General features: G+C 44.4%; 27 protein-coding genes and 2 pseudogenes. 14 read left to right on the top strand and 15 right to left on the bottom strand.

What is annotated here, in order from left to right:
• Positions 1–162 (bottom strand): helix-turn-helix domain-containing protein (locus tag F6K63_RS25125; protein ID WP_353813095.1); only part of this gene is annotated, 162 nt, incomplete at its 3' end.
• 29 nt (positions 163–191) lie between these two features.
• Here F6K63_RS25125 and F6K63_RS25130 point away from each other — a divergent pair.
• A pseudogene (locus tag F6K63_RS25130) lies at positions 192–473 on the top strand (glycosyltransferase); the annotation flags it as partial.
• 68 nt (positions 474–541) lie between these two features.
• Positions 542–649 carry a four helix bundle protein gene (locus F6K63_RS25135; RefSeq protein WP_008179236.1) on the top strand — a complete coding sequence of 36 codons (108 nt, stop codon included), beginning with the start codon at positions 542–544 and terminating at the stop codon, positions 647–649.
• Between the two features lie 1,442 nt (positions 650–2,091).
• On the opposite strand, the gene F6K63_RS25140 is transcribed toward F6K63_RS25135, so the two are convergent.
• Positions 2,092–3,165, bottom strand: a complete 1,074-nt coding sequence (locus F6K63_RS25140) for an IS630 family transposase (protein WP_287313415.1) — start codon at positions 3,163–3,165, stop codon at positions 2,092–2,094.
• Between the two features lie 108 nt (positions 3,166–3,273).
• Here F6K63_RS25140 and F6K63_RS25145 point away from each other — a divergent pair, with 108 nt between their 5' ends.
• Together F6K63_RS25145 and F6K63_RS25150 are read left to right on the top strand one after the other, a co-directional pair.
• The gene (locus F6K63_RS25145; protein WP_287313416.1) at positions 3,274–3,798 is read left to right on the top strand and encodes a phytanoyl-CoA dioxygenase family protein; all 525 of its coding nucleotides are present in this window, start codon (positions 3,274–3,276) and stop codon (positions 3,796–3,798) included.
• A 29-nt stretch (positions 3,799–3,827) separates the two neighbouring features.
• Positions 3,828–4,079, top strand: a complete 252-nt coding sequence (locus F6K63_RS25150) for a hypothetical protein (protein WP_287313417.1) — start codon at positions 3,828–3,830, stop codon at positions 4,077–4,079.
• Between the two features lie 552 nt (positions 4,080–4,631).
• On the opposite strand, the gene F6K63_RS25155 is transcribed toward F6K63_RS25150, so the two are convergent.
• A complete protein-coding gene (locus tag F6K63_RS25155; RefSeq protein WP_131826983.1) occupies positions 4,632–4,871 on the bottom strand; it encodes a hypothetical protein in 240 nt (79 codons plus the stop codon).
• A gap of 15 nt (positions 4,872–4,886) precedes the next feature.
• On the opposite strand from F6K63_RS25155, the gene mraY reads away from it, so the two are divergent.
• Positions 4,887–5,996 carry a phospho-N-acetylmuramoyl-pentapeptide-transferase gene (gene mraY / locus F6K63_RS25160; RefSeq protein ID WP_008179230.1) on the top strand — a complete coding sequence of 370 codons (1,110 nt, stop codon included), beginning with the start codon at positions 4,887–4,889 and terminating at the stop codon, positions 5,994–5,996.
• A gap of 649 nt (positions 5,997–6,645) precedes the next feature.
• Here the strand turns inward: mraY and F6K63_RS25165 are convergent.
• The 5 genes and pseudogenes from F6K63_RS25165 to F6K63_RS25185 form a co-directional block, all read right to left on the bottom strand.
• A complete protein-coding gene (locus tag F6K63_RS25165; RefSeq protein WP_008179228.1) occupies positions 6,646–6,900 on the bottom strand; it encodes a hypothetical protein in 255 nt (84 codons plus the stop codon).
• A gap of 136 nt (positions 6,901–7,036) precedes the next feature.
• Positions 7,037–7,372: a hypothetical protein gene (locus tag F6K63_RS25170; RefSeq protein ID WP_287313418.1), complete on the bottom strand. Its 336-nt coding sequence runs from the start codon at positions 7,370–7,372 to the stop codon at positions 7,037–7,039.
• 526 nt (positions 7,373–7,898) lie between these two features.
• A pseudogene (locus F6K63_RS25175) lies at positions 7,899–8,871 on the bottom strand (transposase family protein); the annotation flags it as partial.
• Positions 8,872–9,306: 435 nt separating this feature from the next.
• Positions 9,307–9,510 (bottom strand): hypothetical protein, encoded by a 204-nt coding sequence (locus F6K63_RS25180; protein ID WP_008179222.1) that lies wholly within the window; start codon positions 9,508–9,510, stop codon positions 9,307–9,309.
• The gene (locus F6K63_RS25185) at positions 9,498–9,629 is read right to left on the bottom strand and encodes a hypothetical protein (protein ID WP_267873691.1); all 132 of its coding nucleotides are present in this window, start codon (positions 9,627–9,629) and stop codon (positions 9,498–9,500) included. Before F6K63_RS25185 ends, F6K63_RS25180 begins: the two co-directional genes overlap by 13 nt.
• Before the next feature lie 110 nt (positions 9,630–9,739).
• On the opposite strand from F6K63_RS25185, the gene F6K63_RS25190 reads away from it, so the two are divergent.
• The 3 genes from F6K63_RS25190 to cbiM all read left to right on the top strand — a co-directional run bounded on the left by F6K63_RS25190 (position 9,740) and on the right by cbiM (position 11,969).
• The gene (locus F6K63_RS25190) at positions 9,740–10,549 is read left to right on the top strand and encodes a DUF4382 domain-containing protein (RefSeq protein ID WP_287313419.1); all 810 of its coding nucleotides are present in this window, start codon (positions 9,740–9,742) and stop codon (positions 10,547–10,549) included.
• Positions 10,550–10,810: 261 nt separating this feature from the next.
• Positions 10,811–11,305 (top strand): carboxypeptidase-like regulatory domain-containing protein, encoded by a 495-nt coding sequence (locus F6K63_RS25195; RefSeq protein WP_008179218.1) that lies wholly within the window; start codon positions 10,811–10,813, stop codon positions 11,303–11,305.
• Positions 11,292–11,969 carry a cobalt transporter CbiM gene (cbiM, locus tag F6K63_RS25200; protein WP_287313420.1) on the top strand — a complete coding sequence of 226 codons (678 nt, stop codon included), beginning with the start codon at positions 11,292–11,294 and terminating at the stop codon, positions 11,967–11,969. Before F6K63_RS25195 ends, cbiM begins: the two co-directional genes overlap by 14 nt.
• Positions 11,970–12,044: 75 nt before the next feature.
• On the opposite strand, the gene psaK is transcribed toward cbiM, so the two are convergent.
• Entirely contained in the window at positions 12,045–12,335 is a 291-nt protein-coding gene (gene psaK, locus F6K63_RS25205) for a photosystem I reaction center subunit PsaK (RefSeq protein ID WP_008179213.1), read from the bottom strand.
• Positions 12,336–12,839: 504 nt separating this feature from the next.
• Here psaK and F6K63_RS25210 point away from each other — a divergent pair.
• Positions 12,840–13,166, top strand: coding sequence for a TMEM165/GDT1 family protein (locus F6K63_RS25210; protein ID WP_287251328.1), 327 nt, complete (start codon positions 12,840–12,842; stop codon positions 13,164–13,166).
• A 147-nt stretch (positions 13,167–13,313) separates the two neighbouring features.
• Positions 13,314–13,601, top strand: coding sequence for a TMEM165/GDT1 family protein (locus tag F6K63_RS25215; protein ID WP_008179209.1), 288 nt, complete (start codon positions 13,314–13,316; stop codon positions 13,599–13,601).
• A 96-nt stretch (positions 13,602–13,697) separates the two neighbouring features.
• Here the strand turns inward: F6K63_RS25215 and F6K63_RS25220 are convergent, their stop codons facing one another.
• The 3 genes from F6K63_RS25220 to F6K63_RS25230 all read right to left on the bottom strand — a co-directional run bounded on the left by F6K63_RS25220 (position 13,698) and on the right by F6K63_RS25230 (position 15,707).
• Entirely contained in the window at positions 13,698–14,213 is a 516-nt protein-coding gene (locus F6K63_RS25220) for a DUF4149 domain-containing protein (protein ID WP_287251331.1), read from the bottom strand.
• 151 nt (positions 14,214–14,364) lie between these two features.
• On the bottom strand, positions 14,365–15,552 hold the full coding sequence (locus F6K63_RS25225) for a 1-acyl-sn-glycerol-3-phosphate acyltransferase (protein ID WP_287251333.1): 1,188 nt from the start codon (positions 15,550–15,552) through the stop codon (positions 14,365–14,367).
• 29 nt (positions 15,553–15,581) lie between these two features.
• Positions 15,582–15,707 (bottom strand): hypothetical protein, encoded by a 126-nt coding sequence (locus F6K63_RS25230; protein ID WP_267871979.1) that lies wholly within the window; start codon positions 15,705–15,707, stop codon positions 15,582–15,584.
• A gap of 83 nt (positions 15,708–15,790) precedes the next feature.
• Here F6K63_RS25230 and F6K63_RS25235 point away from each other — a divergent pair, with 83 nt between their 5' ends.
• Positions 15,791–16,456 (top strand): DUF2808 domain-containing protein, encoded by a 666-nt coding sequence (locus F6K63_RS25235; RefSeq protein ID WP_008179204.1) that lies wholly within the window; start codon positions 15,791–15,793, stop codon positions 16,454–16,456.
• A gap of 149 nt (positions 16,457–16,605) precedes the next feature.
• Positions 16,606–17,403 (top strand): PhzF family phenazine biosynthesis protein, encoded by a 798-nt coding sequence (locus tag F6K63_RS25240; protein WP_008179202.1) that lies wholly within the window; start codon positions 16,606–16,608, stop codon positions 17,401–17,403.
• A gap of 240 nt (positions 17,404–17,643) precedes the next feature.
• On the opposite strand, the gene F6K63_RS25245 is transcribed toward F6K63_RS25240, so the two are convergent.
• Together F6K63_RS25245 and F6K63_RS25250 are read right to left on the bottom strand one after the other, a co-directional pair.
• On the bottom strand, positions 17,644–18,867 hold the full coding sequence (locus tag F6K63_RS25245; protein ID WP_287313421.1) for a quinone-dependent dihydroorotate dehydrogenase: 1,224 nt from the start codon (positions 18,865–18,867) through the stop codon (positions 17,644–17,646).
• Between the two features lie 294 nt (positions 18,868–19,161).
• Positions 19,162–19,635, bottom strand: coding sequence for a Fur family transcriptional regulator (locus tag F6K63_RS25250; protein WP_008179196.1), 474 nt, complete (start codon positions 19,633–19,635; stop codon positions 19,162–19,164).
• 303 nt (positions 19,636–19,938) lie between these two features.
• Between F6K63_RS25250 and F6K63_RS25255 the strand changes: the two genes are divergently transcribed.
• A complete protein-coding gene (locus F6K63_RS25255) occupies positions 19,939–20,097 on the top strand; it encodes a hypothetical protein (RefSeq protein WP_287313422.1) in 159 nt (52 codons plus the stop codon).
• On the opposite strand, the gene F6K63_RS25260 is transcribed toward F6K63_RS25255, so the two are convergent.
• Positions 20,089–20,247, bottom strand: a complete 159-nt coding sequence (locus tag F6K63_RS25260) for a hypothetical protein (protein ID WP_287313423.1) — start codon at positions 20,245–20,247, stop codon at positions 20,089–20,091. The genes F6K63_RS25255 and F6K63_RS25260 overlap by 9 nt on opposite strands.
• 784 nt (positions 20,248–21,031) lie before the next feature.
• Here F6K63_RS25260 and F6K63_RS25265 point away from each other — a divergent pair.
• Positions 21,032–23,446 carry a DUF8189 domain-containing protein gene (locus F6K63_RS25265; protein WP_287313424.1) on the top strand — a complete coding sequence of 805 codons (2,415 nt, stop codon included), beginning with the start codon at positions 21,032–21,034 and terminating at the stop codon, positions 23,444–23,446.
• Positions 23,447–23,470: the final 24 nt, after the last annotated feature.

The following is a 23,470-nucleotide window of genomic DNA, read 5'->3' on the forward strand; positions in this document are numbered from 1 at the left end:
ACTAGCTAGATAGCGGCGGTGACCTCCAGGAGACCTAATGCATTGGATTTTTCCTGCATCTGCCCATCTAGCTAGGGTTTTGGGATTATAACCATATCGTTTTTGAGCTTCGGTTGGAGTAAGATACCTATTTGTCCGTATTGTACCGTTACATCCTAATATATCCCGATATTATGGGGCTTGGTTAAGCGGCGCTAGGTAAACCTATTGTTCAGTTTGACCTCCGAGAGGGAAGACGCTCTGCAGAGAATGCATCTGTTTATGCTACGCCTAATCACGAGCTGGAGTTTGCTGAGAAAATTCTGGAACTGCTCAATTCTCCTGAACTCAGAGAAAAAATGGGAGCAGAAGGTAGACGCAGGATGGAAGAGATGCTGGAGTGGCGTCATCAAGCCCCTAAACTTTTGGATGCTTATGGGAAAGTTTCCTTACCTTTGTCAGGGATTAGTATTAACTTAGGCACTAGGTATTAGGCTTGAGGCTTTAAGTATTAGGTAAGCATTCAGCAGTCAGCAGTCAGCAGTCAGCTTAATGCTTACGTTTGTCAGAAGCCGAACTAGCCCGTTTTCTTCAAATTGCTATGGGTTCAGCCAGTGAACTTGAATATCACCTGTTACTGGCAGAAGGTAAGCATTCAGCTATCAGCTAATGCGCTACCTCCCAGGGTCGAAGCCTGTGCCACGCACGCGACTTGAGGTGCTTATGCGCTATGGGTACGGTTGAGGAGGAAAGCGTTAAGAATAAAAGAGGTAAGCATTAGTTTAATTTGAGCAAAGTCCCAGGGTCGAAGCCTGTGCCACAAAGCACCTCAAGTCGCGTGCGCCGATGCGCAATGCGCAATGGACTTTTCTGGTGACTTTCAATTATCATTAATCTCGAACTATTAAATTATATCGTTTGGGCCATGCGCACGCTACGGGAACGAGCTTTATTTTAAGCTGACCGCTGACCCCTGACGGCTGAATGCTTACGGCTGAAGATCTTAACTTAACTCTTAGCCAAAGACTATGAATCCCATCGCAGCAGAGGTATAGCGCTACGTGCCAGGCATGCTAGCATGCTAGCATGCTAGCAATAGCTGATTATAATAGCTTTTGCTGCTTTTATAAATGTCCTAACCTTAATGCGTAGTGCTATAACTCAGATTAAACTTTTGCTTACCTCTTTTATTCAAAGGTGCGCTTTCCGCATCTAATTATTAAATTCGCCACGGGTCGCACCTAAAAGCACCGATTGCGCTACTTGAGGTGCTGCGCGAACAGTAGCGTGCCCATAGCGCATAAGCACCTCAAGTAGCGTGGCCATTCGCGTAGCGTGGCCATAGGCCAAGGCCTTTGGCTGATAGTCGAAGCCTGTGCCACACTACTTGAGGTACTTTTGAATAAAATAAGCTGACTGCTGACTGCTGACTGCTGAATGCTGACCCTGATGCTAGGAATTGGGAATTGGTAGTTTACGATTACCCATTACCAAATAAAAAATATTTGGGAAATGATTAACCGGACTTTATAGTCGATGATAGGCTAGATATTTTATAGTCATAAGAGATAGTTATAAACTTAGCTTATTATAAACTTTTCACCGCAATATAAACTTCAAAATATTGATTTATGAAAATGCAATTATTCAGTATTAACCTATACATTTGATTGTGGTATTCTATCAATTTAATTAGAACTATGTTATTGATTTTATGATTTTGAGTGGTAATTCTTTGGGAAAAAAGACCAAACGTTTACCGGGAAAAATTAAGAGAGAGTCTTTCCGCATACCGATGCTACATAATTTCTACTATGGGGACTATCTCATCCGACGATAAAACCATTATAATTACCTTCCTGCCCTAGCACCAGTAGATTTCCCATTGTTGAATTCTCTAAACAGACAAGGAACGTTTGTTACTTCTTTAGAAGAGTTAGGAATTTACTCTAAGGAACTGATAGATAATGCTGAGGATATATTACCAAAATTACGGGCATTGCCCATACCGAAAACGGAGTCTTGTATAATACTAAATCCGGTTTATAAAAGCTTATAAACTTTAGTCATAAGTTAACCAATGATAATTAGTTAAATTTTTAATCTCTGAGCTCATGGTTTGTTCGCGGAGCGTCTCCGTAGGAGAAGGAGCTGACAACGAGTTACTAAACGTTCTTCAATTTCATCTATAGTTTGAAAATATTCATTCACCAGAGGTTCATCTATCAAAGACCACAATCTCTCTGCTGGTTGTAGTTCCGGAGAGTAAGGAGGAAGAAATTTCACAATTATTCCCTCTGGTATTTTTACCTGTTGACTCCGATGCCATCCGGCATTATCTTCTACTAAAAGAATAACTTTTTTAGGTTCCCTTGACCCAAGGTCAAGGGCTTCTTGATAAATTCCCACATCTAATGCGAAGGCTTGATAGACTAAACTTAACCATTGATTGTTAACTCTTGGTATTAAATAGCAGAGAGTTTTTCCGGTTTTTGGTTCAACAAATCCATAAATATATAACCACTCATAACGATGTTGGACTACTGCTGTAGGTCTTTCTCCTATAGGAGCCCAGATTTTTTTGATAATTGGCTTTAATCCGACTCTGTGTTCATCAAAAAACCAGACTTCTACCTGAGTATCGGGAAATTTTGATCGTAATTGTTGGACTATCAAAGGAAAATTATCCTTAAATTTTTGTTGTTCAATCAGGTCTCCTTTCTGATGTTTGGGTCTGGGTTTCTGCCAAGAATATTTGGACTTTTTTAAGTAATCCCACCCCCTTTGATTCCAAACTTTTTTCTTTCCGGTTATAGTTTCAATCCATCTAGCTACTTTTGGTCCAGTCCATATTCCTCCATCTGGTGGTCTTTTTTTAAGTTGAACTGTTAATTCTTGGAACTGTTGTTCGTTTAATAATGGCTTTTTTACTCTGGGATGGTTAACGCTTTTTTTCTTAAGATTTTTGACTCCTTGTTCTCCCAATTCATTATATTTTTTAATAATTTTAAAAGCATATTGATAGTTAATTCCTACAGCGACTGCTGCATTTTTTATTGTCCATCCTAGAGAAATTTTCCATAGTAAATGCCATCTTCTTGCTTCTACAGGGTCTTGAGAAGCTCTGTATCTTTTTTTCAGTTCACTATTACTCAGATGGTCAGCTAAATAAGCTTTTTTGGGCATTTGAAATTCTGTTCTTGTATTAAGTATATTATAACCGGATTTAGTATAACCTATCGCGAAGAGCTAATTAGTTACCCACAAATTTTAAAGTGGGGACTTAACGAACGATTGCTTGATATTGTAGAAAATTACCTTGGTGTTCCAGTGTTCTTTGTTGGTGTAACGCTTCAAAGGAATATTGCCGATGGAAAACCAGTACATGTCAGGCAATGGCACGTAGATCCAGAAGACTATCGCATGGTGAAAATCATTATCTACTTGAATGATGTGGGGTTAGATGGTGGCCCTTTTGAATATATTCCCAGAAATTTAACCTCATCATTAGCTCAAACCCTGAACTACAATTATTACAGTTCTGGTTTTGTCTCGGATAAAGACATGGCAAGGATTGCGCCTAAATCTATCTGGAACCCTTGCTCAGGACCCTACGGCACAGTAATTTTTACTGACACACGCAGCATTTTCCATCGTCTGAAACCACCTACTGGATCAGAGCGATACTCAATGACTTTTGGCTACACTTCTAGACGACCGATCACAACCTTTGAGAGAATGATCTTCTCTAAAAACCAGTTGCAAGCCATTGCCAGCGGGCTAAGCCAACGACAACAAGATTGTCTCTTTTTAGATTAAAGCTGTGATCATCACAGTGGAGTTGCGCCATGATTAACCCAGCTGTTCGTAAGCATTCAGGGGTCAGCCGTCAGCAGTCAGCGGTCAGCCGTCAGCGGTCAGCAGTCAGCGGTCAGCCGTCAGCCAAAGGCTCACGCTACGCGAACAGCTTTGTGGAAATAACTCAGAGTGAAGTACCCCAACCTGCAACGCTCTCGGTTGGGGCTTCCAATTCTCAACTCAAATCAGGGACGGTCTTATTCGTCAAAAGGGTTTCCCGCGCGCGTCCCCGACGCCTCTAAAAGCCGCGCTAATATTGGTCTTACTCAGCGTCCACAGGCAGACATCCGCCTTCTAAGGACGTATAACTTTCACGACAGACTTACCTTGGAATTACAGCACTATGACTAACCAGCTGGGGCAAGTCTCTTCCCTGAGCTCCGCTAGTACTTTTATACCTTTTGGCCTAAAACTGATTGGATATTAGACCGTTTGCAAGGTAGCCTTTTAGTCGGTCAGGCGGGTCAGCAACCATAATTATTATAGCATGATTCGTCAAGATTTGTCACAACTTGTCGTTTCGCTATCCATCCCCAACCTGAACGTTCGCGTAGCCTGGCCAAAGGCCAGGTTGGGGAATTCCGCGAATCTTGTTAAACAAATGGTTAGCTGTTTTATTCAAAAGCTGAAAGCTGAAAGCTGATACGCGACACGCTGATAGCACCTCAAGTAGCACCATCTGTAGCCCATAAGCTGTTGGCGTAGCCTGCGCGTAGCCCATTAGCTGATACGCGACACGCTGATACGCGACACGCTGATAACTGAATGCTAACTGAATGCTTACGAGCTGACCATCACCATCTGTAGTGTTTCTGATCTCCCCAGACCTTGGTAGTGATCCGGTCATGGCGTGATGCGGTGATCCGGTCATCCTGTGATCCGGTCATAGCTTGATCATCTCGTAAATTTTCAAAAATCAGTCCTACCCTGAGCGATCGCAGACCTTTGATGTTAGGATTTGACTCGTAACCGTAAATTATACGGATATAAGCAAAGATACAGGGAATTGTATCTTTGTGAGGAGTGTTCAACAAAGGAATAAGAGGCTTGTGGTAGATTCTAAACGATTGTCTGGGCAGTTGTTCAACTTAACGGGAACTAAACTCCTATATATTCTATCAATCGGCTTAACTCTGGGTGCATTAATTCTGGATGGGACAGCAGCTCGCTCCCTGATCGCAGGTAACTCCATCACCATACCCCTGTTGATCTGTGCTCTGGTCACTACTGGGATTGGATATCGAGCAGTCCCCTTTCTACAAGCACTCAAAATGGGTCAGATTATTCGTCAAGAGGGTCCCCAATCCCATTTACAGAAAGCGGGTACCCCCACCATGGGTGGCATATTTTTTGTGCCGGTAGCGGTGGTGATTGCCCTGGTGTGGTCAGGATTATTCCTCCCACAGCAGGATTTTACCCCAGTCCTAGCGGTATCCCTAGCCACCCTTGGCTATCTGTTAATCGGCTGGGTGGACGATTGGCAAGTAGTCCAACGCCGTTCTAATAAAGGGATGTCACCGAGAATGAAACTGGCCTTACAAATTGTGGTCAGTTTACTGTTTTGTATATGGTTAGCACAAACGCAGCCAGCCAGTATCACTAACATCACCCTACCCTTGGGAATCGTCTTACCCTTGGGATTTTTGTTTTGGCCCCTGGGTATATTTGTGCTATTAGCAGAAAGTAATGCTACTAATCTTACCGATGGAGTGGATGGACTAGCAGCAGGAACCTGTGCGATCGCATTTTTAGGACTAGCTGCCCTGATTGCTCCAACCTCCCTTGGTTTAATGGTCTTCTGTGCTTGTATGAGTGGCAGTTGCCTGGGTTTTATTGCCCACAACTGCAATCCCGCCAAAGTCTTTATGGGGGATACCGGTTCTCTAGCCCTAGGAGGAGCACTAGCAGCAGTAGGACTTTTGACTGGGAACCTTTGGGGTTTATTTATAATTAGTGGTATTTTCTTCCTAGAAGCCGTCTCAGTGATTGCTCAAGTTAGTTACTATAAAGCCACCAAAGATGCCAATGGGGTGGGTAAACGTTTATTAAAAATGTCACCGTTCCACAATCATCTGGAACTTTCTGGCTGGTCAGAGACCCAGATAGTGGCGGTATTTTATTTAGTTAATGGGCTTCTGGTCTTGTTGTGTTTGGGGTAACCAACCTACAACAGCTAGCTCATAAACGGACTGGATCATTAGTGTGGAAAAATTCCTCCCCCCAATCTCGTTAAGGGGGGAGTTTTTGCTGAAGGTTTACCTGACTTGACGAATAGGTAATATTATCTCCGGTTGAATAGTTACACTTTGGCAAATCGAAAGCATTTGGCATTTGGCATTTGGCATTTGGCAGAAGAAAAGGAGTAATGTCTAAAGGGAAATGGTTTTTTATCATTAATTATCCGGACATGATATAAGCCGCGATCGCGAATTAGCCAACTCTAGCAACACTCAAGTATCAAAGGTCAACATTGAAACTGTTACCTTTCAGAGTTAATTTCCGTCACCACCCATAAATCAGGCAGTCTAGAGGAATTTACTTCAGTTTTTACTCCCGCTTCCCTTTTAAAAAAAATTCGGTCAAGTTTTGGTTAACGCCAATCCTTGACCGAATTATTTATTGCCATTTTCCACGCTTCACAGCCTAGCTGCACCTCAAGCCACTAGTGAAACCACCGAATCATGTTAGTTGTGCTCTACTTAGCCGGTCAATTGTCGGAATCCACAACACACTAAATTATCCTTGAAACTTGAGGCTTCGTCTTAGCCAGGGATTGGAATCCCTGGCAAATTACTATCTTAATCTAGCTTAATCTAGCAGCACATATCGAATCAAAATACTGATCACCTCTCCAGGATTTTCAGTAGGTTGAGGTGTGCTCCAATCATTAACCTGCGCGTAACCAACGGCATAAAGTGTAGAAATTGTGTTCCGAACAGCTTGGGGAGAACCACTTAAGATATGTTTGATTTGTTCCCGTCGTCGCTGTCCCTCACCAGAGGGCTTAGGCACACTAGGCTGGTTGGGATTATCACCAGGGTTGGGGACGAAATTTTGAGCCATAATGATTCGTTTCCTTTTGCTGAAAATTGCAATATATTTATTGTATACTTTGACGACGTTAAGGTCACTTATTTTTGATATTAATTTAAATTAATTAATATTTTAAGGTTGAACAAAATATTGAATTGCTAATAAATTAGGGAGTCGGGAGTCGGGAGTCGGGAGTCGGGAATCGGGAATCGGGAATCGGGAATCGGGAATCGGGAGTCGGGAATCGGGAGTCGGGAATCGGGGTGGGGAAAATTGACTGGAGCTGATCACGATTACAGACGCGATCGCATATATCAAACAGTCGGGAGATCCCAGTCGGGGCGGGGAAAATTGACTGGACTATTTCACCAATACTTTCGCGATCGCATATATCAAACAGCTTTGTAGCACAGGCTTCGACGCTGTGACCTAAATCAGAGCCTAGAAACTCCTCAAAATATGTATCCAAATCTACCAAAATATCCGGGATAATTCTCCCCATCTCCCCATTTACCCATTTCCCGACTCCCCTCGACTCCCGACTCCCGACTCCCTATTCCCTCTTCTCTGTTCTCTGTTCCCTATTCCCTGTTCCCTGTTCCCTGTTCCCTGCTCCGAACGCGCCCCGCGTGACCCACGGCCTCAGTCCCTGCTCCCTAAAGACCGCTATACTTCATTCTTTTTCTCCCACAACAAATAAAATAACAAAAGAAAAAACAGCAATAATTATGTCCCTAATTTCCCTAATTAGCTATTTATCTAATCGAATAATAATCCCATAGTATTCCAGGCAAAGGGCTGGCATCCAAAGTAAAAATGACGAATAACCAATTACTACTACCTAAAAGACACAAGGCATTTTTAATGTCCCTAAGCCTTTTAAAAACCCCTTGCATACCAAAAAAAAACCGCCTAGGATGTAATTGTGATTAGGAAATAATTAACCTGACACAAACCAAAAATAAATGGCTCTCCTAGATTAAGTGTGGTAAATTAGTATAAAAAATCTGAGGGGGTGACGAAATAAGCTAAAACGCAGATTCTATAAGCGACATAGCCCTTAAACCTCGTTGATAATACTTTCGTTTATTAGGATTTAATTTCATTAATTCGGTTACTAATTCTAGACAAACATCCTTAAACTTTATCCAGGTTTGACCATATAAACCAACGTAAAAACTGGACGGTGCGCGCCTCCAAGGCCGGGTTCCCCGGCCTTGGGTCGCACCGCTATGTCTCCGCTCCATACGTCCATATTCTTTTACACGACCCACATAACTTTGGATTCCTTTACGTTTAATATGTTGACCTTTAAAAGTTGCAGAAGTATAAGCTATAGATATCAATAAAACTATAGAAATAAACCGTTTACCCTCAACTTTAGTGTTTTCTAAATTATAACCACCACTCTTGAAATCTCTAAACACTCTATATTAAATCTTTTTTTGTAAGCGGAAATTGCCAACTCTAATTTATCAAAGTTTGTCAAAATAAACCATCCTTCTTTGGCCTTGGCCTTTGGGCCACGCTGCGCGAATGGCCACGCTACGCGAACGGCGCTCTTCCTTTGAGTTTACGTTGCCACTTACCAGCAACATTAAAACTGGAAAAACCACGGGTTTTGGTAACTTTAACTCCTTGTCTTGATGCAGTCGCTCATGGGGTAAACCCCATGAGCGACTGCATCAAGAAGCGGGATAACTTTTGACAAGATTATTTGTTGTTCTGTTAAATTACTACTCCCTTTGGCAACAAAGTAAAATATACTGGAAACGCCCTTTTCTCCCAAATTAAGCTAACCATTAATAAATTGATGGAACCCCAATTCGTTCTATCAATTGCTAAATAAATTATTTGATTATCAGTAAAGTAGGTTTTCAATCAGTCTTCAACTATTGGCAACCAAACTTTGTCAAGTGTTAGATTGGGAGATCATAAAAATCTTTTAATTATTTTTATTATACTTTCAAATTTAATCGGTAAAGGGAGAGCATTGGCTAACTTTTATAAACTCACTTTTTTAATTGACTGTAAGAGATTGACGAAAATTTTTAAGGAAATATATTCGGCTAGAGTAAATTTCCTTGTTAGGTGGTTTTGGTATAATGTGGGTAACATTGTTAATAGGTAGGTTTTGTTGCAAATAAAAGACCTACCTTTTTTTACCATTTTATGGTAAAATAGCGGTTTTTAATCTAGTAAGGTACAAGTTTTTGGGTTTTAGGGAGCAGGGACTTCGGAAGAGGGAAGAGGGAAGAGGGAAGAGGGAAGAGGGAAGAGGGAAGAGGGAAGAGGTAAAAAAATATGTGTACCTCATGAGGATAAAAAGCGCTATATACCATTTTTTGATTCAGCAACGCCGGATTTCTTGGTGTTATGAGAAATCACGATTGGGTTTGATGATATAGCAATTTTCATTTTGGTGAGGTACTTTGCTTATCCTTTTAAGGCAGAGGGCAGAAGTAATAAGACATTAATTTTGAAGCTTTTAAAGGCAATGAGCTCCAATAAAGACTGTACCTCATAAGTATGATAAAAGCGGTTATAGCGTTTGAGATCTGAAGGGGTACATTCAATTTTCCCGCTTAGCCAGTCCCGACTCCCTCGGTGCGCTTTCCGTAGGCGAATTAAATTCGCCACGGGTCGCACCGCTCCCGACTCCCTCGGTGCGCTTGACCCGTAATTAAATTCGCCACGGGTCGCACCGCTCCCGACTCCCTTAATGGAGTGTGGCGAGATGGGGGAGAGGGGCATTGCACATTACCCCAAAATTCAGTTTTATTAAGTTTTGTATACTAATTAAGGTAAAAGCGAAGGTAGAAGCGATCGCATAATCATGATCACAAAGGTGCAAATATGGGTAAACATAATGGTTATAGCTGTCTTTTTCCTCTCAGGCTGTGGTGATGGTGACCCCAAGAGCGAGACTAAGCCTACAGCAGGGAATGGCAAGCTGCAATTTCGGGCTAACGGTGAAGACTTTGTCCGACAGGGCTTTGTTTCCAAAGACCGTTGGCAAATATCTTTCGATCGGGTTTACATCAACCTAGCGGACATGACAGCTTACCAAACTAACCCTCCCTTTAACCCCGATACAGTAAAGGAAATCTCAGTCCAAGAGAAAATTATCCTGCCCAATCCCAAAACCATCGATTTAGCGGAGGGGGGAGAGAATGCCGAGCCAATTCTGATTGGTGAGATAGCTGATGCACCAACTGGTCATTACAATGCTCTTTCCTGGAAAATGCTCAAAGCCAAGATTGGTCCAGCAATGGGTCAAACCTTAGTCATGGGTGGTAAAGCTAGTAAGCAGGGACAAACCATTGATTTTGTGATCAAACTCGACCAAGAGATTGAATACCGCTGTGGTGAATTCGTCGGTGATCAGCGCAAAGGGATTCTAGCCAAGGATGGGGAAGCTGAGATAGAAGCTACCTTCCACTTCGATCACATTTTTGGCGATAGTGATCTGACCGCCAATGACCCCCTCAACACTGGTGCGATCGGATTTGAGCCATTAGCTGCACTGGCTAAGGACGGCAAACTAGAGGTGACCATGGCTCAGCTTCAATCAGCACTCCCAGCTCGCACCTATCAGCAGCTTACTCAAGACATTCTGCCTAACCTAGGTCATGTCGGTGAAGGTCACTGTAAATCCACGCCAATTTCTAGGTCATGACGTACCCAACACCCTTACTCCAAACCCCGGAGTCTTATAACCTAGAGTCCTGATCAAGACAAGGAAAAATCGAGAGGTAGTGCTAGAAAAATCAAACCTGATCAGCTCTGACCCATCGCGCTTTGCATGACTCTTGAAGAGGGGGAGAGTGGGAGAGTGGGAGAGGGTCACAGAGATTGACGACTTTTCCGGAAAGTAAAAAATATGCCAATTAAATGCACACTAGCTTAACAGTCAACACTCAACAGTCAAGAATTAAGGATGAAGTGGAAAGGTTTGATGCTACTGAGCCTGGTTTCTGTCTTGAGTTGGTCAGTCAATGCTGAGGCTCACGGCACTAGGCTTGAATCTAAAACTATCGAGGCGATTGAGATTAATGCTAATTACGACACTGGTAAACCGATGTCCAATGCCCAAGTAACCATTTATGCTCCCAATAATCCTACCACCCCTTGGCAGACCGGGACTAGTGACACCAACGGCAGGTTTATCTTTGCTCCCGATTACGCTCAGCAGGGAAATTGGACAATTCAGGTGCGCCAAGCTGGTCACGGTGGCATGATTACTCTTACTCTTGGTGAGGAGAATTCTGCTGTAGCGGGTCAGTCATCAGCAGCGGGTAACTCCCTAATGATCTCATCAACCAGTCCTAGTTACACCCCTGTTCAGAGAATGCTCATGGCAGCTGCTGGTGTCTGGGGATTTGTGGGTACAGCACTCTTTTTCTTAGGGAGGAAAACTAATGCACATTCCTGATGGTATTCTCCCTGCTTCTGTCTGTCTTGCTGGTTATGCAGCTACTGGTGGACTCACTTGGTATGCCCTACGTCGAATTGATCAACATCAAAACCCCCAGGAGGCAATTCCCAGAGCGTCCTTACTGACTGCTGCCTTTTTTGTCGCATCCTCAATTCACCTCCCCATCCCACCAGCGAGTGTCCATTTCGTTCTCAATGGCTTGTTAGGGGCAATTTTAGGTTATTACGCCGTTCCTGCCATTCTGATTGGTTTGTTTTTTCAAGCAGTTATGTTCCAGCATGGTGGACTCTCCACCCTCGGGATAAATGCAGCCATGATCGGAGTATCAGCAATCTTGGCTTATCACCTGTTCCAATTGCGGCGGGTGTTTGGTAAAGGCAATCGAATTGTTACTGCTATCTTCAGCTTCTTGGCGGGTGCTGCTGGCTTGGGAGTGGCGACGCTAATATTCTTCGTCCTAGTCATTACCAATATTCCTGCTAATTTTAATGTGGCAGCAGAACGGATAGCAATTTACGGGCTAATGGTTGCCCATATTCCCCTGATGGTGATCGAGGGGTCGTTTTCAGCGGCAGTGGTGTTATTTTTGCAGCGAGTTCAACCAGAATTGCTAGGGGAATCGGGAAGGGGAAGCAAATACGATATCAAAAGTCAAAAATAATTTTAGACTAATTGGGGCTTCTGCCACTGCCCCCTCTCCCCTCTCTTCCCCTGAAGCTAAGTCCTTTTTAAGACCTTACAGAACACCACTAGTGGCTAGACCTAAGATGACACCAGCCCCTAGGATGTGACCCAGGCTAGTAGTTGCCAAGAGTTCAGGGATACCAAAATTGGCAAACAGTCCAGAGGCACCAGGTAAAGCTGGGCCTTGACCGGGGTTTTTGATGGCAAAGCGACCAACAGTAATCGCAAACAGATTACACAAAATCATTACTATCCCCACTGTGGGACTCCACTCTGGGGTCACCGGAACAGAGGTTTCCACAGCAGCTAACAAAATTGAGTTAATCAATGCAGTTTCTCCCATATTTGATAAATTGATCAGCAATCAAAGCAACTAAGCAATCAGTAATCAGCAATCAGCAATCAGCAATCAGCAATCAGCAATCAGCAATCAGCTTTTGAATAAAACAGGTAAGCTTTGGCCTGTGGCCACGCTACGGTAACGTTTAATCTGAGTTACGGCTGACGGCTGACAGCTGACAGCTGAATGCTTACCAAAGCAATCATAAGAATTTTCGGGGAGAAAAGTCTCAACTTGTTTTAAGAATTTACATTTAGGACTTACGCATTTGCACCCGTTGGTCCCCCAGAGGGGGACTTTGACATCATTACCCCTCCCGGTGCGCTTTCCGTTGGCGAATTTAATTCGCCACGGGTCGCACCGAAAAATTGGGGGGCTAGGGGGGCGAAATCAACTTAACCGCCTAAGTCCTGACATTTTGAGAGCGATCACAGCCTCAGAATTTATGTAAAGTTATGCAAATTTTGGTAAATTGTATAGAGTACCTATATCTTGAGCAGTTTTCCAGTGACTCAATCTGACCAGAGTCAGCCAGTAAAAGCAAACCAAATGGCTGTATGGGGAATCTTTAGTTCAACCTTCCTAACCATCTTTCTAGCGGAGATGGGAGACAAGACCCAACTAGCAACACTACTAATCACTGCTGAATCCCAGTCTCCATTGATTGTGTTTGTTGGTGCTGCCGCAGCACTGATATCTACTAGTTTGCTAGGTGTACTGATTGGTCATTGGCTGGCTAAGCGCTTCTCCCCTGAGATGATGGATACTGCTGCCGGAACACTTTTACTGTTGATCTCAGTTATGCTTCTGTGGGACGCAATTAAACTGAATTAGTATTAGTTAGATGGTTGAAGGTTAGACGGTTGAAGGTTAGACGGTTGAAGGTTAGACGGTTGAAGGTTGTTCGCGTAGCGTGGCCGAAAGGCCAAGGTTGAAGGTTGGAGGTTTAAAGTTGAAGGTTAGATGCTTTAAGGTTAGACGATGGATTGGCAATTACTAGGACTAAGTTTCCTAACGGTATTTTTAGCTGAAATTGGAGACAAAAGCCAATTGGCAGCGATCGCACTCAGTGGTAGTCTCAATTCCCCCCGTACTGTGTTTTTGGGAACTATAGCGGCACTGATACTTGCTAGCTTTCTGGGAGTAGTAGCTGGGGGAGGGGTGGCTCATCTATTGCCTACTCGTCTACTTAAAGCGATCGCAGCCATTGGCTTTGCTTTGATGGCATTACGGCTATTGTGGCCTTCAGAAGGAACGGTGGAGGATTGATCCCCCACCACCCCACCTCCCTTTCACCCGATTAACCTGACAATCATTTCGACGAGCATTAATCACCTCTGGGGTTAGGGGGAGTGTGGGAGCAGGTCACGAACACACCAATCTACGATAGTCTTGATAGCACCAGCTAAGTAGTGTAGTCCCTCCGATTAACTTGATTGCTTCTAGCAGCCAGTAGCCTTCATGCATTTGCACCATTCCTGCTGGCATGCCACTCACTGGCTCTAGAAGATTCAGTTGTAGAGCCATAGCGCTCATCTGGGGTGTCATGATGTAGGTATAAATGATTGCGATCCCTAGCATGAGCAGGGATAATAAAATAGACCAGCGTCTGACGTAATGATAAAGATTAGAATTACCACGCAGCACTAGGAGGCTGGCTAATATTAAAGCGCCACACAAAAGCTCAACACGATTAAATGTCCAGAAGATTGAATAGCCAGCTGTAGCAAAACTAGCCTGAGTCATCATGCCAGCTGTAGACATGCATGGCATGATCACAAAGTCTATAACCAAACTGCTACTGAGCCAAAACCCTAAAGCAAACATGGCAATGGTTCGCCAGCGGCTTTGCTGTGAATCCACGCCAAAAACAGCGTTCATAAAATTTCCTCTACTTTCTATCCTGCTCTTAGCTTAACCAATTGTTTTTGGAAAAAGTGTGAAGTATTTTTGCAAACAAAAGTATTTTTGCAAACAAATTTTAAATTAATTGTCAGGACTAATTTCAAATCCAGTTGACGTAAGCATATGCTTACGATAAATTTTCTTGAACTGTCTGTTGTAGTTGTTGGGTCAACATCTCCACTGTAGCTGCTCGGTTTTGTCTGTAGGACTCAAAATGCTCTTTGAGGTTTATGGGGTCTCCAATGCGGAGCATCGCTTTCCGGTGTCCTTTCGCCAAAGGTCGATTAAACTTAAACACTTCCCGCTCTAGTCGAGTCAGGGTATCCAAAAAACGCTCTGGCGTAGGGGAGGCAGCAACATAACCATCGTAAATTGCATCGAAGTTCAGCAGGCGGACAGTAGCTTGGTAAATCGATTCATAGGTCGTTTCATCAAACTCTTCTAACTCTTGAGCACGGGATTTTAAGACTGACTGAATTTTATACACTCGTTCTCGGATTGGTGTCATGGTTGCTGGTGTTAGCTCTAGCTTCTGTTCACACTCACTCAACATACGAGTTTTGAGCTGGTTAATCCGTTGGTTCCAATCCATCTGAGTGCTTTGGTCTAGATTAAGGTCGTATTCAGTCTCTAAGCGAAGAATTACTTGCTCAGCCACACCCCGTAAACGCCCATAGAAGTTTGGTGCGATCGCATTAATGTTGAACGCCTTCTCTAGACGGGACAGGGTCTGATCAATCACTGGCTTCATGGAATCAGTGTAGTGGTACTTCAGACTTACCGGTACTAAATAGAGATTAGGAACAGGTTCACCCTGTTTGACCATTTGGTTCATTGCTTGTAGAGGCAGTTGAATAGCTCCCGTTCGGAAGGGCATAACCGTATCATTTTGATAAGAGCAGCCGCCTTCGGGGAAAATTACCAAATCACAACTCGGTTGCTTCAGTAACTTTAGGGTTTGGGCAATGCTGGCGCGATCGCCTAAACCCCGTCTAATCGAGTAGGCTCCCATCAGGGGCAGAAATTTTTTGTTCCATCCCCGGAAACTCTCGTAAGCCACAACATAGTGAAACAGTTGCCCTAACCGAGTTGATAACAGAAACAGAACCACCCCATCATCAAGGGTAGGATGATTCGGGAGATAAACCACCCGTTCCTCTTCCAACCGAGCCAGTTTCTCTAGGTCCGTAGACTCAACCACTAACTTCAGTTTATAAAAATTATCGGCGAGTAGATCAGAAAAGCTTTGACAGAGGCGGGTTAATACGGGATTGAGCCTAGGTGGATAGAATTGAGGGCTTGACAAAACAGACATAGGATGTATTCCAAGAGGAGATCGGAAGATCACGGAGATGGGGAAATAATAAATACTAGTTTGACTTTAAATACTTGATTTTGCCATTGTGCATGGTGCCATGCTTCCCCACCTTTACTCCCTTCGTGATTTTCCTCACTACAGACAGATGCCATAGTTGTACAGGATCAATTATGCTTTCCCTACTAACCTTTTACCTTAGAATTATCAAATAACAAGAATCATCACTAGTGTCAACATGTTAGATGGTGAAATCAAAGAAAAGACGGCCTCATATACCACCGCGTCACCCTTGATCCCAGCTCTAAAGAGATTGAGCTTCCGTGCGCCCCTTCTGTTTTCGGTAAACTTGCTCAAAATTACTATAGCCTTAGTCTTATCCTTAGTAATTTTGGATACTCCCTCAACCCAAGCCGTTCAGTTAGCGGATGGCAGAGTTTCATTTGAGAAATCTCCTAGGTTGTTGGATGCAGTAACTACGTTTAATCAAGCTGATGTTCGAGGAGGAACATACTATTTCACCGTGGACTTACCAGGGGATATAGGTGAACCACTCCAAAGATTAACCATTAATCAGCGTCAAGGAGGATATAAGATTCGATTCTATCCCGAGAAATCCTCAGCATTTGAAGGAACCTACCAAGACCGGGGTCAGCCGTTATCTCTGGGAAGGGTAACAAAAGACGACTCAACCAAAACAATTTCAGTTACCTTCGATCCACCAGTAAACCCAGGAAAAACCATTACAGTTGGGCTTCGTCCTGTTCGTAATCCACGATGGGGTGGTGTCTATCTGTTTGGGGTTACAGCTTTCCCCCCTGGAGATAGGCCCTATGGTTTATATTTAGGTGTTGGACGTTTACAGTTCTACTCTCCCGCCGGAGACAGGCTCAATTCTAGATAACATCTTCGGAAAATTTATGGCATGTTAATTGTTAATTAATTGTTAATTTTAAATTGTTAATGATCAAGTGACACTTAACAATTTAAAATTAACACAATCAATCATTTTAAAAATCCTTAACCAGACTTGATTTAACCTTTTGCCTGATTATGGGACAAACCATTATTCAAGTAGACGCTTTCACCAGTAAACCCTTTACAGGAAATCCTGCTGCTATCTGTGTTTTACCAACTGCCCAAGATGACAGCTGGATGCAAAACGTAGCCCGAGAGATGAATTTATCTGAAACCGCATTTCTAGTCAAGCAAGAGGATGGTTTCAATTTGCGTTGGTTTACACCAACAGTGGAAGTCTTCTTATGCGGTCACGCCACCCTAGCTAGTGCTCATGTTCTCTGGTCAGAGGGACATGTCTCCCCTGATCAAACGATTCGGTTCTACACCAAGAATGAATTGCTGATAGCTCAGCGCCAGGGTGAGTGGATTCAACTGGATTTCCCGGTGATTCCCTCAGAAGTTATCAGTACTCCAGAAGCACTCAGCCAAGCCTTAGGTGTACCCATCAAGTGGGTTGGGAAAAATTCCCTAGGCTATTTGGTGGAGGTCGAGTCGGAAGAGTTGGTCAAGCAGATGCAGCCCAATTTCCAACTGATGAAAACCTTACCTCTGTTTACAGTAACTGTTACTAGTTGGGCTGACAGTGATTCAGAATACGACTTTGTTTACCGATTCTTTGCCCCCAGAGTGGGAATTGATGAAGACCCAGTTACAGGTTCTGCCCATTGTTGTCTCGCTCCCTTCTGGCGCGAGCGCAATAGTAAAGATGAGTTCTTAGCCTACCAAGCCTCCTCTCGGGGTGGTGTAGTAAAGGTTAACTATACCGGTAGCGATCGCGTTTTTCTGAGTGGACAAGCAGTTACTATCCTGCGCTCAGAATTGGTAATCTGAATTTTTGAATTAAGAATGTAGAATTAAGAATTAAGAATGTAGAATGTAGAATTAAGAATGTAGAATTAAGAATGTAGAATTAAAAATGTAGAATGTAGAATTAAGAATGTAGAATTCTAAATTCGGCCTTCTAAATTCTGCATTCTAAATTCTGCATTCTGACAGACAACCTTGGCCAAAAGGCCACGCGATCGCGTTCAACCAAACAACCTTCAACCTTCAACCTTCAACCTTCAACCTTCAACCAGACCCAGAACCCACTGCCTCAGAAATTGAACTCATGCCTCTTTCCTCCAACTTCTGCAACAGCCCTTGCAGAATCTGCCTTACCATCCATGGACCGTTATAAATCCAACCCGTGTACACCTGAATTAGACTAGCACCTGCAGTAATCTTCTCCCAAGCATCCTCCGCCGTAAAAATCCCTCCAACCCCTATAATCGGTAAAGTTCCTTGAGTTTCCTGCCAGATAAATCGAATTACGTCTGTAGAACGTTGACGCAAAGGAGCTCCACTAATCCCCCCAGCTTCTTCCGTTACCGGTTTGCCCGTTGCCGCAATCCGTTGTGTTTTGAGCAGATCCCGACGGATGGTAGTGTTAGTAGCAATAATCCCAGCTAACCCATAGGTTTGGGCAAGTTCAAGAAGATCTGCGATCGCATTCCACTCTAAATCCGGGGCAATCTTGACCAGAATCGGCTTTTGGGAAACGTTTTGCTGTTGCAGAGCATCTAAGATCAGACTAAGTTGACTGGCATCCTGAAGCGATCGCAATCCTGGTGTATTCGGTGAACTCACATTCACCACAAAGTAATCCCCCAATTCCCTCAACAGGCCAAAACTCGACCGATAGTCATCTGCTGCCTCTGCTAGGGGTGTTACTTTAGATTTACCTAGATTAATGCCAATTGGAATAGTTAAACCTGAAGCTTGGATCCGGTTTTCCCTTCTGGTAGGTTGTTCGCCCTTGGCTTTCTCTTCCGGTAGGTTCTTTTCTAAACCTGCAACCTTTAACCTGTTAACCTTCAACTGTTCTAATCGAGCAGCCATTGCTGTAGCTCCGAGATTATTAAATCCCATCCGATTCAGAGCAGCTTTGTCCTCTATCAAGCGAAATAGACGAGGACGAGGATTTCCCGATTGACCATGAAAGGTTACAGTACCGAGTTCAGCAAAGCCAAACCCTAAGCTTCCCCAAATTCCAGCAGCCACACCATCTTTATCAAACCCTGCTGCTAAACCGACAGGGTTGGGGAAGTTTACTCCCCAGAGGGTTTGTTGGAGGCGAGCATCATTTAGGCAAAACCTTTGCTGTAATTGACCCTGAAGCCAGTGACCTAGAGTGGAATCCTGATTCGATGACAGCCAGCTCAATAGCGCTAGAGTTCTATTGTGTAACCATTCTGGATCTGTCTTCAACCCAGAAAATAGAATTGGACGAATGGTAGATTGGTAAATATCCATCGTAATGAGTCGGTCAGTAGCTCAGTGCTTAACAAAATACTCCACCATCTGGCTAGTTTTTATTAACAACTGTGGATTTACTTCAATTTTTAATTGCCCCATTCAAACGTCATACTTTGATTGATTCTTTGATTGATTAGTTGCGTTATGGCCAAACCATAAAAAAAAGTCTGTTTTTTCGGTAACTCAAATGACATTTTTTCACTGAAGTACAGTCAATTTTCGCAACCCCTACTCCCTACTCCCTACTCCCTACTCCCTACTCCCTACTCCCTACTCCCTACTCCCTACTCCCTACTCGCTTACCCCCTCCGAAGGGGAGTTAGGTGATTGGTCCTGACGGTAACCATAAAAATCAATCCGATATTCCGTAATCTTTACACCAGTTTGTTCCTCAATTTGCTTGAGCAAGTTTTCCGGTAGTTCTACATAAACATCAAGAATCTGGTTTGTATCCAGGCAATTGACATGGCTATGATTATCGCTGATATTGCCGTACAACCGTCCATCCGAGCGCTCAATACATTCAATAATACCTTGACTAGATAGGGCATCTAAATTCTGGTAAACAGAAGTATGACCAATATCTTTCCCTTGTTGATTCAATCGGTCATAAATGTCTCGCGCTGACAGATGGTCTTTAGCTTCCCATAACAGTTCTAGGATGAAGCGACGTTGACGACTCAGACGCATACCCAGGGTCTGACACTTATCGATAGCATCTTCTAGTGAACGAATTGGTTTAGCAGCTGCCGCTTCTTGTTGCATGACATGAGTTGATGAGTTTAACCAAAAGGAATCCCCTATAAATCTACTGATAGCTCAGCCAGCTATCCAGTTAATCCAGGGCAAGGCTCTTGTGTGATCGGGAACGTAAGTATTCAGCTATCAGCTATCAGCTATCAGCTATCAGCTCTCAGCTATCAGCTATCAGCTATCAGCTCTCAGCTATCAGCTATCAGCTCTCAGCTATCAGCTATCAGCTATCAGCTATCAGCTATCAGCTAATGCGCACGCTACTTGAGGTGCTACAGATGGTGCTTTTGAATAAGCGATGCAGAGGTGCGACCCGTGGCGAATTTAATTACGGGTCAAACGCAGCATTACGGTCTTGGGGAGGCAGCGCCGCCAAAGGGGGTTCCCCCCATGACCGCGCTGCCGTGGTTTCCCCCACTCGCGCTTGGGATCAAGACAACAGGTAAGCATTGGAATAATGCTGAGTTACTTTAGCTGACGGCTGACGGCTGACGGCTGACGGCTGACGGCTGAATGCTTACTCGGGAACCAGGAACGGGAAAAGGTAAACGGGGAATACTTTCTGTTCCCAAGTTCCCTATTTTCTAGTTTCTCCTTGACCTTGAATGAATGCCCCTGTTTCAATTTATTTTCAGTTAAATTTGGTAGCCGATACTTTTTAGCTACCAAAGTCTACCAAGAACGACTTTTGCCCGCCAATGCAAGATGCCATCGCATCCAGGGGGTATCTCCGCGCTTCTGTGACGGAATATCCCGCGAGCGCCATAAAAATGTCAAAAAAGTTCGTTCCACCGGGATTACAGCGCAACTATTAAACCCTTGGTTTTCGGCTTTAATTTAAGTTACATAATAATCCCTGTCGGTGTTACCCTAATTTAAGTCTAACAAATAATCAGAGTTTTTGGTAGACTCTGCGACATTTTCTCTAGCTGTTTACTAACCCTCAGCCTTATATCCTATATTCTACTACAAACTAGTGAACTAGCCCACCCTACAATCCACCAAGGTGGTGCTTCTGGTTTCAAACTCGATCTGCTTTGGTTAGCCATCGGACAAGGGACCTTGAGGGAGTTGCTGCAAGTATTCAACAACAGCCTCAACTTCTACTCGCCGTTGCCCCGGGGCATCAATATTATAGGAATCGAATTGCACAGCTGTATCCCCTTCAGCTTAGGTAACAGTCCAGATCCGAAAGCCTAGACCTAAAGATTAGATAACACAGTTCTGTTGGGGAGTAGGGATGTTTAACGTTTTCTTTGCAAGTTAAGGGGAAAGTCTCGACTAAGCCATTGCTCTTCACAGCAGCTAGTGCAGTAATGCAGCTGAGTTATAACGGAAGTATATCACCTTTACAAAAACTTTGAGAAAAAATCTGGAATTCTTCAGGGTCAATGGGTAGTTGACTGTATTGCTCAGAAACACTCACATCAACCTGATCCTGAAACAAAAGCTAAGACAGACTCCTCTCTATCGAGCCAATTATCAAACATCATCAGAAATTAGCACAATGGAAAACATAGAAAGTCACGAACCAATGGTTCCAGGTATGACTAATGGTGAAGCAACTACCAATGGCATGTCCTTAGGGGAAATGGCTGATGACCAGATGTCATCCTTTGACATGAATGCTGTATCCAGTCAAGGCAATATACCCACAGCAGTGCCAATGAGTTCATCTGTTCCAGATAGTCCTATGGAGAACGTGCTGGTAGAAATGCGAGCACCTAAGGGTCAAGGCGCTAACTTGTTTTACATGGCAGGAAGTTTCAGGGTTCCTAGCTTCCAAATCGATTATGACTACGAGCCAGTATCGATGGATCCTGAGACACCGGAACTGGCCATGCAACTTCAAGCCTCTGATGAAGAGGTGATCGTTGTCAAGGGCAAAGTTGCTCAAAACCAAATTGCCGCCCTCGAAGCCCAACCTAATGTCATCAAAGTCTGGCCAGACACCCAGATCGAACCCTTCAGCACTACCACGCTACAGCAAGAGTATCCGATGGTAGAACCAATGGCAGGGTTTGGTAGCTGTCCGATTGGTTCTTGTGACTGTAACCCTGGGGCTGCTAAGGGAACTATGGCGGACGTAGCCAAATATCTTGGCGTTGATAAAATTCACGCTGCTGGTTATAAAGGTCAAGGTATTGTTGTTGGTGTCGTTGATGGCGGAATTACAGCAGCTGGTCGTCCTGTGCGTCCCGGAGAACCCTCCAAGCGAATTCGCCATGTCATTGGTGGCTACCACCGCAGCGTGGAATGGGGGACTCAAGCTCGCAGCTGGGGCGAACATGGCAATATGTGCGCTACAGATGTGTTGGGTATGGCTCCAGAAGCCAAGCTCTATGACTTTCCACTAGTAGGGAATGCCATCTCTAATGCCCTGGCTGCCTTCAATTGGGCAATCAAGCAGCATAAAACTGACGGCACACCCCACATTCTCACCAATAGCTGGGGAATTTACCAGGAACAGTGGGATAAGACTTATGCCAGAAATCCAAACCATCCCTTCACCCGCAAAGTTGTGGAAGCCATCAATCAAGGGATTCTAGTTCTGTTTGCCGCTGGTAACTGTGGTGGAACCTGTCCTGATGGTCGTTGTGCCTCAGATTTCGGTCCTGGTAAAAGTATCTGGGGCGCGAATGGTCATCCCCTAGTGATGACAGTGGGTGCAGTTAACAAGAATGAACAGTTTGTCGGCTATAGCGGCCAAGGACCAGCGGCTTTGTCCCCCCAAAAGCCTGACTTCTGTTCCATCACCCACTTCCGGGGTTACTTCCCCTGTGATAACGGTACCTCCGCTGCTACACCCATTGCTGCTGGAGTAGTAGCCTTGCTCAAGCAAGCCAAGCCGAGCTTGACTCAGCAGGAAGTTAAGAAACTCCTGGAGAGTACTGCTAAAAATATTGGTTCTCAGGGATGGAATCAGCATTCCGGTGCTGGCATTATTCAGCCCAAAGTAGCCTTTGACAAAATCAAAACTCCCCCCCCTCGCCCCCAACCTCGCCCCAGTGACGGTACTTGGAGTGACTGGGAAAATTTAGGGGGCTATGGCCTATATAGTCCAGCAGCTGCTTCCTGGGGACCTAACCGCATTGACACCTTTGTGATTGGTACTGACCACGCTATGTATCACAAGTGGTGGGATGGCTCGGCTTGGCGCGGCTGGGAAAACTTAGAGGGTTACATTATTTCTACACCCGCAGCAGTTTCTTGGGGAGCTAACCGCATTGACACCTTTGTAGTTGGTAGCAATAATTCCCTGTACCGCAAGTGGTGGGATGGCGACGCTTGGCGCGGTTGGGAAAATCTAGGGGGCTACTGCCTGTATGCTCCAGGGGCTTCTTCCTGGGGACCTAACCGCATTGACACTTTTGTCATTGGTACTGACCACGCCGTCTACCACAAGTGGTGGGATGGCTCGGCTTGGCGCGGCTGGGAAAACTTAGGAGGCTACTCTATTTCTGCACCCGCAGCAGTGTCTTGGGGGCCAAACCATATCGCTATCTTTACCATTGGTCGCGATCGCGCTCTATACTACAAGACCTGGAATGGTTCCATTTGGAGTCCATGGGAAAAACTGGGAGGCTACTGTCAGTATGGTATAGCTGCTGTCTCCAGGGGAGTCAACCAGCTCGATTGTTTCGTGATTGGATCCATGGGCAAGGTCTATTGCCGTTCCTGGGATGGTTCTGCCTGGAAAAATTGGAAAAACCTAGGTGGTTACAGCATTGCTGGGCTAGCAGCAGCATCTTGGGGACCTGACCGCCTTGATGTTTTTGTAGTTGCTGGTGATCATGCTCTGCAGCACAAGTGGATGGGTTGAGGTCAATATTACTGATTAAGGAAT

The organism is Moorena sp. SIO1G6, from assembly GCF_010672795.1.
Classification (GTDB): Bacteria; Cyanobacteriota; Cyanobacteriia; order Cyanobacteriales; family Coleofasciculaceae; genus Moorena; species Moorena producens.

Bases quoted from the DNA above. Each gene is read 5' to 3' on its own strand.
- F6K63_RS25150 (WP_287313417.1), top strand. From the start codon at position 3,828: ATGATTAACCCAGCTGTTCGTAAGCATTCAGGGGTCAGCCGTCAGCAG.
- F6K63_RS25215 (WP_008179209.1), top strand. From the start codon at position 13,314: ATGGATTGGCAATTACTAGGACTAAGTTTCCTAACGGTATTTTTAGCT.
- F6K63_RS25140 (WP_287313415.1), bottom strand. From the start codon at position 3,165: ATGCCCAAAAAAGCTTATTTAGCTGACCATCTGAGTAATAGTGAACTG.
- F6K63_RS25230 (WP_267871979.1), bottom strand. From the start codon at position 15,707: ATGGCATCTGTCTGTAGTGAGGAAAATCACGAAGGGAGTAAAGGTGGG.
- F6K63_RS25165 (WP_008179228.1), bottom strand. From the start codon at position 6,900: ATGGCTCAAAATTTCGTCCCCAACCCTGGTGATAATCCCAACCAGCCT.
- cbiM (WP_287313420.1), top strand. From the start codon at position 11,292: ATGCACATTCCTGATGGTATTCTCCCTGCTTCTGTCTGTCTTGCTGGT.
- F6K63_RS25245 (WP_287313421.1), bottom strand. From the start codon at position 18,867: ATGGATATTTACCAATCTACCATTCGTCCAATTCTATTTTCTGGGTTG.
- psaK (WP_008179213.1), bottom strand. From the start codon at position 12,335: ATGGGAGAAACTGCATTGATTAACTCAATTTTGTTAGCTGCTGTGGAA.
- F6K63_RS25220 (WP_287251331.1), bottom strand. From the start codon at position 14,213: ATGAACGCTGTTTTTGGCGTGGATTCACAGCAAAGCCGCTGGCGAACC.
- F6K63_RS25225 (WP_287251333.1), bottom strand. From the start codon at position 15,552: ATGTCTGTTTTGTCAAGCCCTCAATTCTATCCACCTAGGCTCAATCCC.
- F6K63_RS25195 (WP_008179218.1), top strand. From the start codon at position 10,811: ATGAAGTGGAAAGGTTTGATGCTACTGAGCCTGGTTTCTGTCTTGAGT.
- F6K63_RS25240 (WP_008179202.1), top strand. From the start codon at position 16,606: ATGGGACAAACCATTATTCAAGTAGACGCTTTCACCAGTAAACCCTTT.
- F6K63_RS25250 (WP_008179196.1), bottom strand. From the start codon at position 19,635: ATGCAACAAGAAGCGGCAGCTGCTAAACCAATTCGTTCACTAGAAGAT.
- F6K63_RS25235 (WP_008179204.1), top strand. From the start codon at position 15,791: ATGTTAGATGGTGAAATCAAAGAAAAGACGGCCTCATATACCACCGCG.
- F6K63_RS25190 (WP_287313419.1), top strand. From the start codon at position 9,740: ATGGTTATAGCTGTCTTTTTCCTCTCAGGCTGTGGTGATGGTGACCCC.
- F6K63_RS25170 (WP_287313418.1), bottom strand. From the start codon at position 7,372: ATGGGGAGAATTATCCCGGATATTTTGGTAGATTTGGATACATATTTT.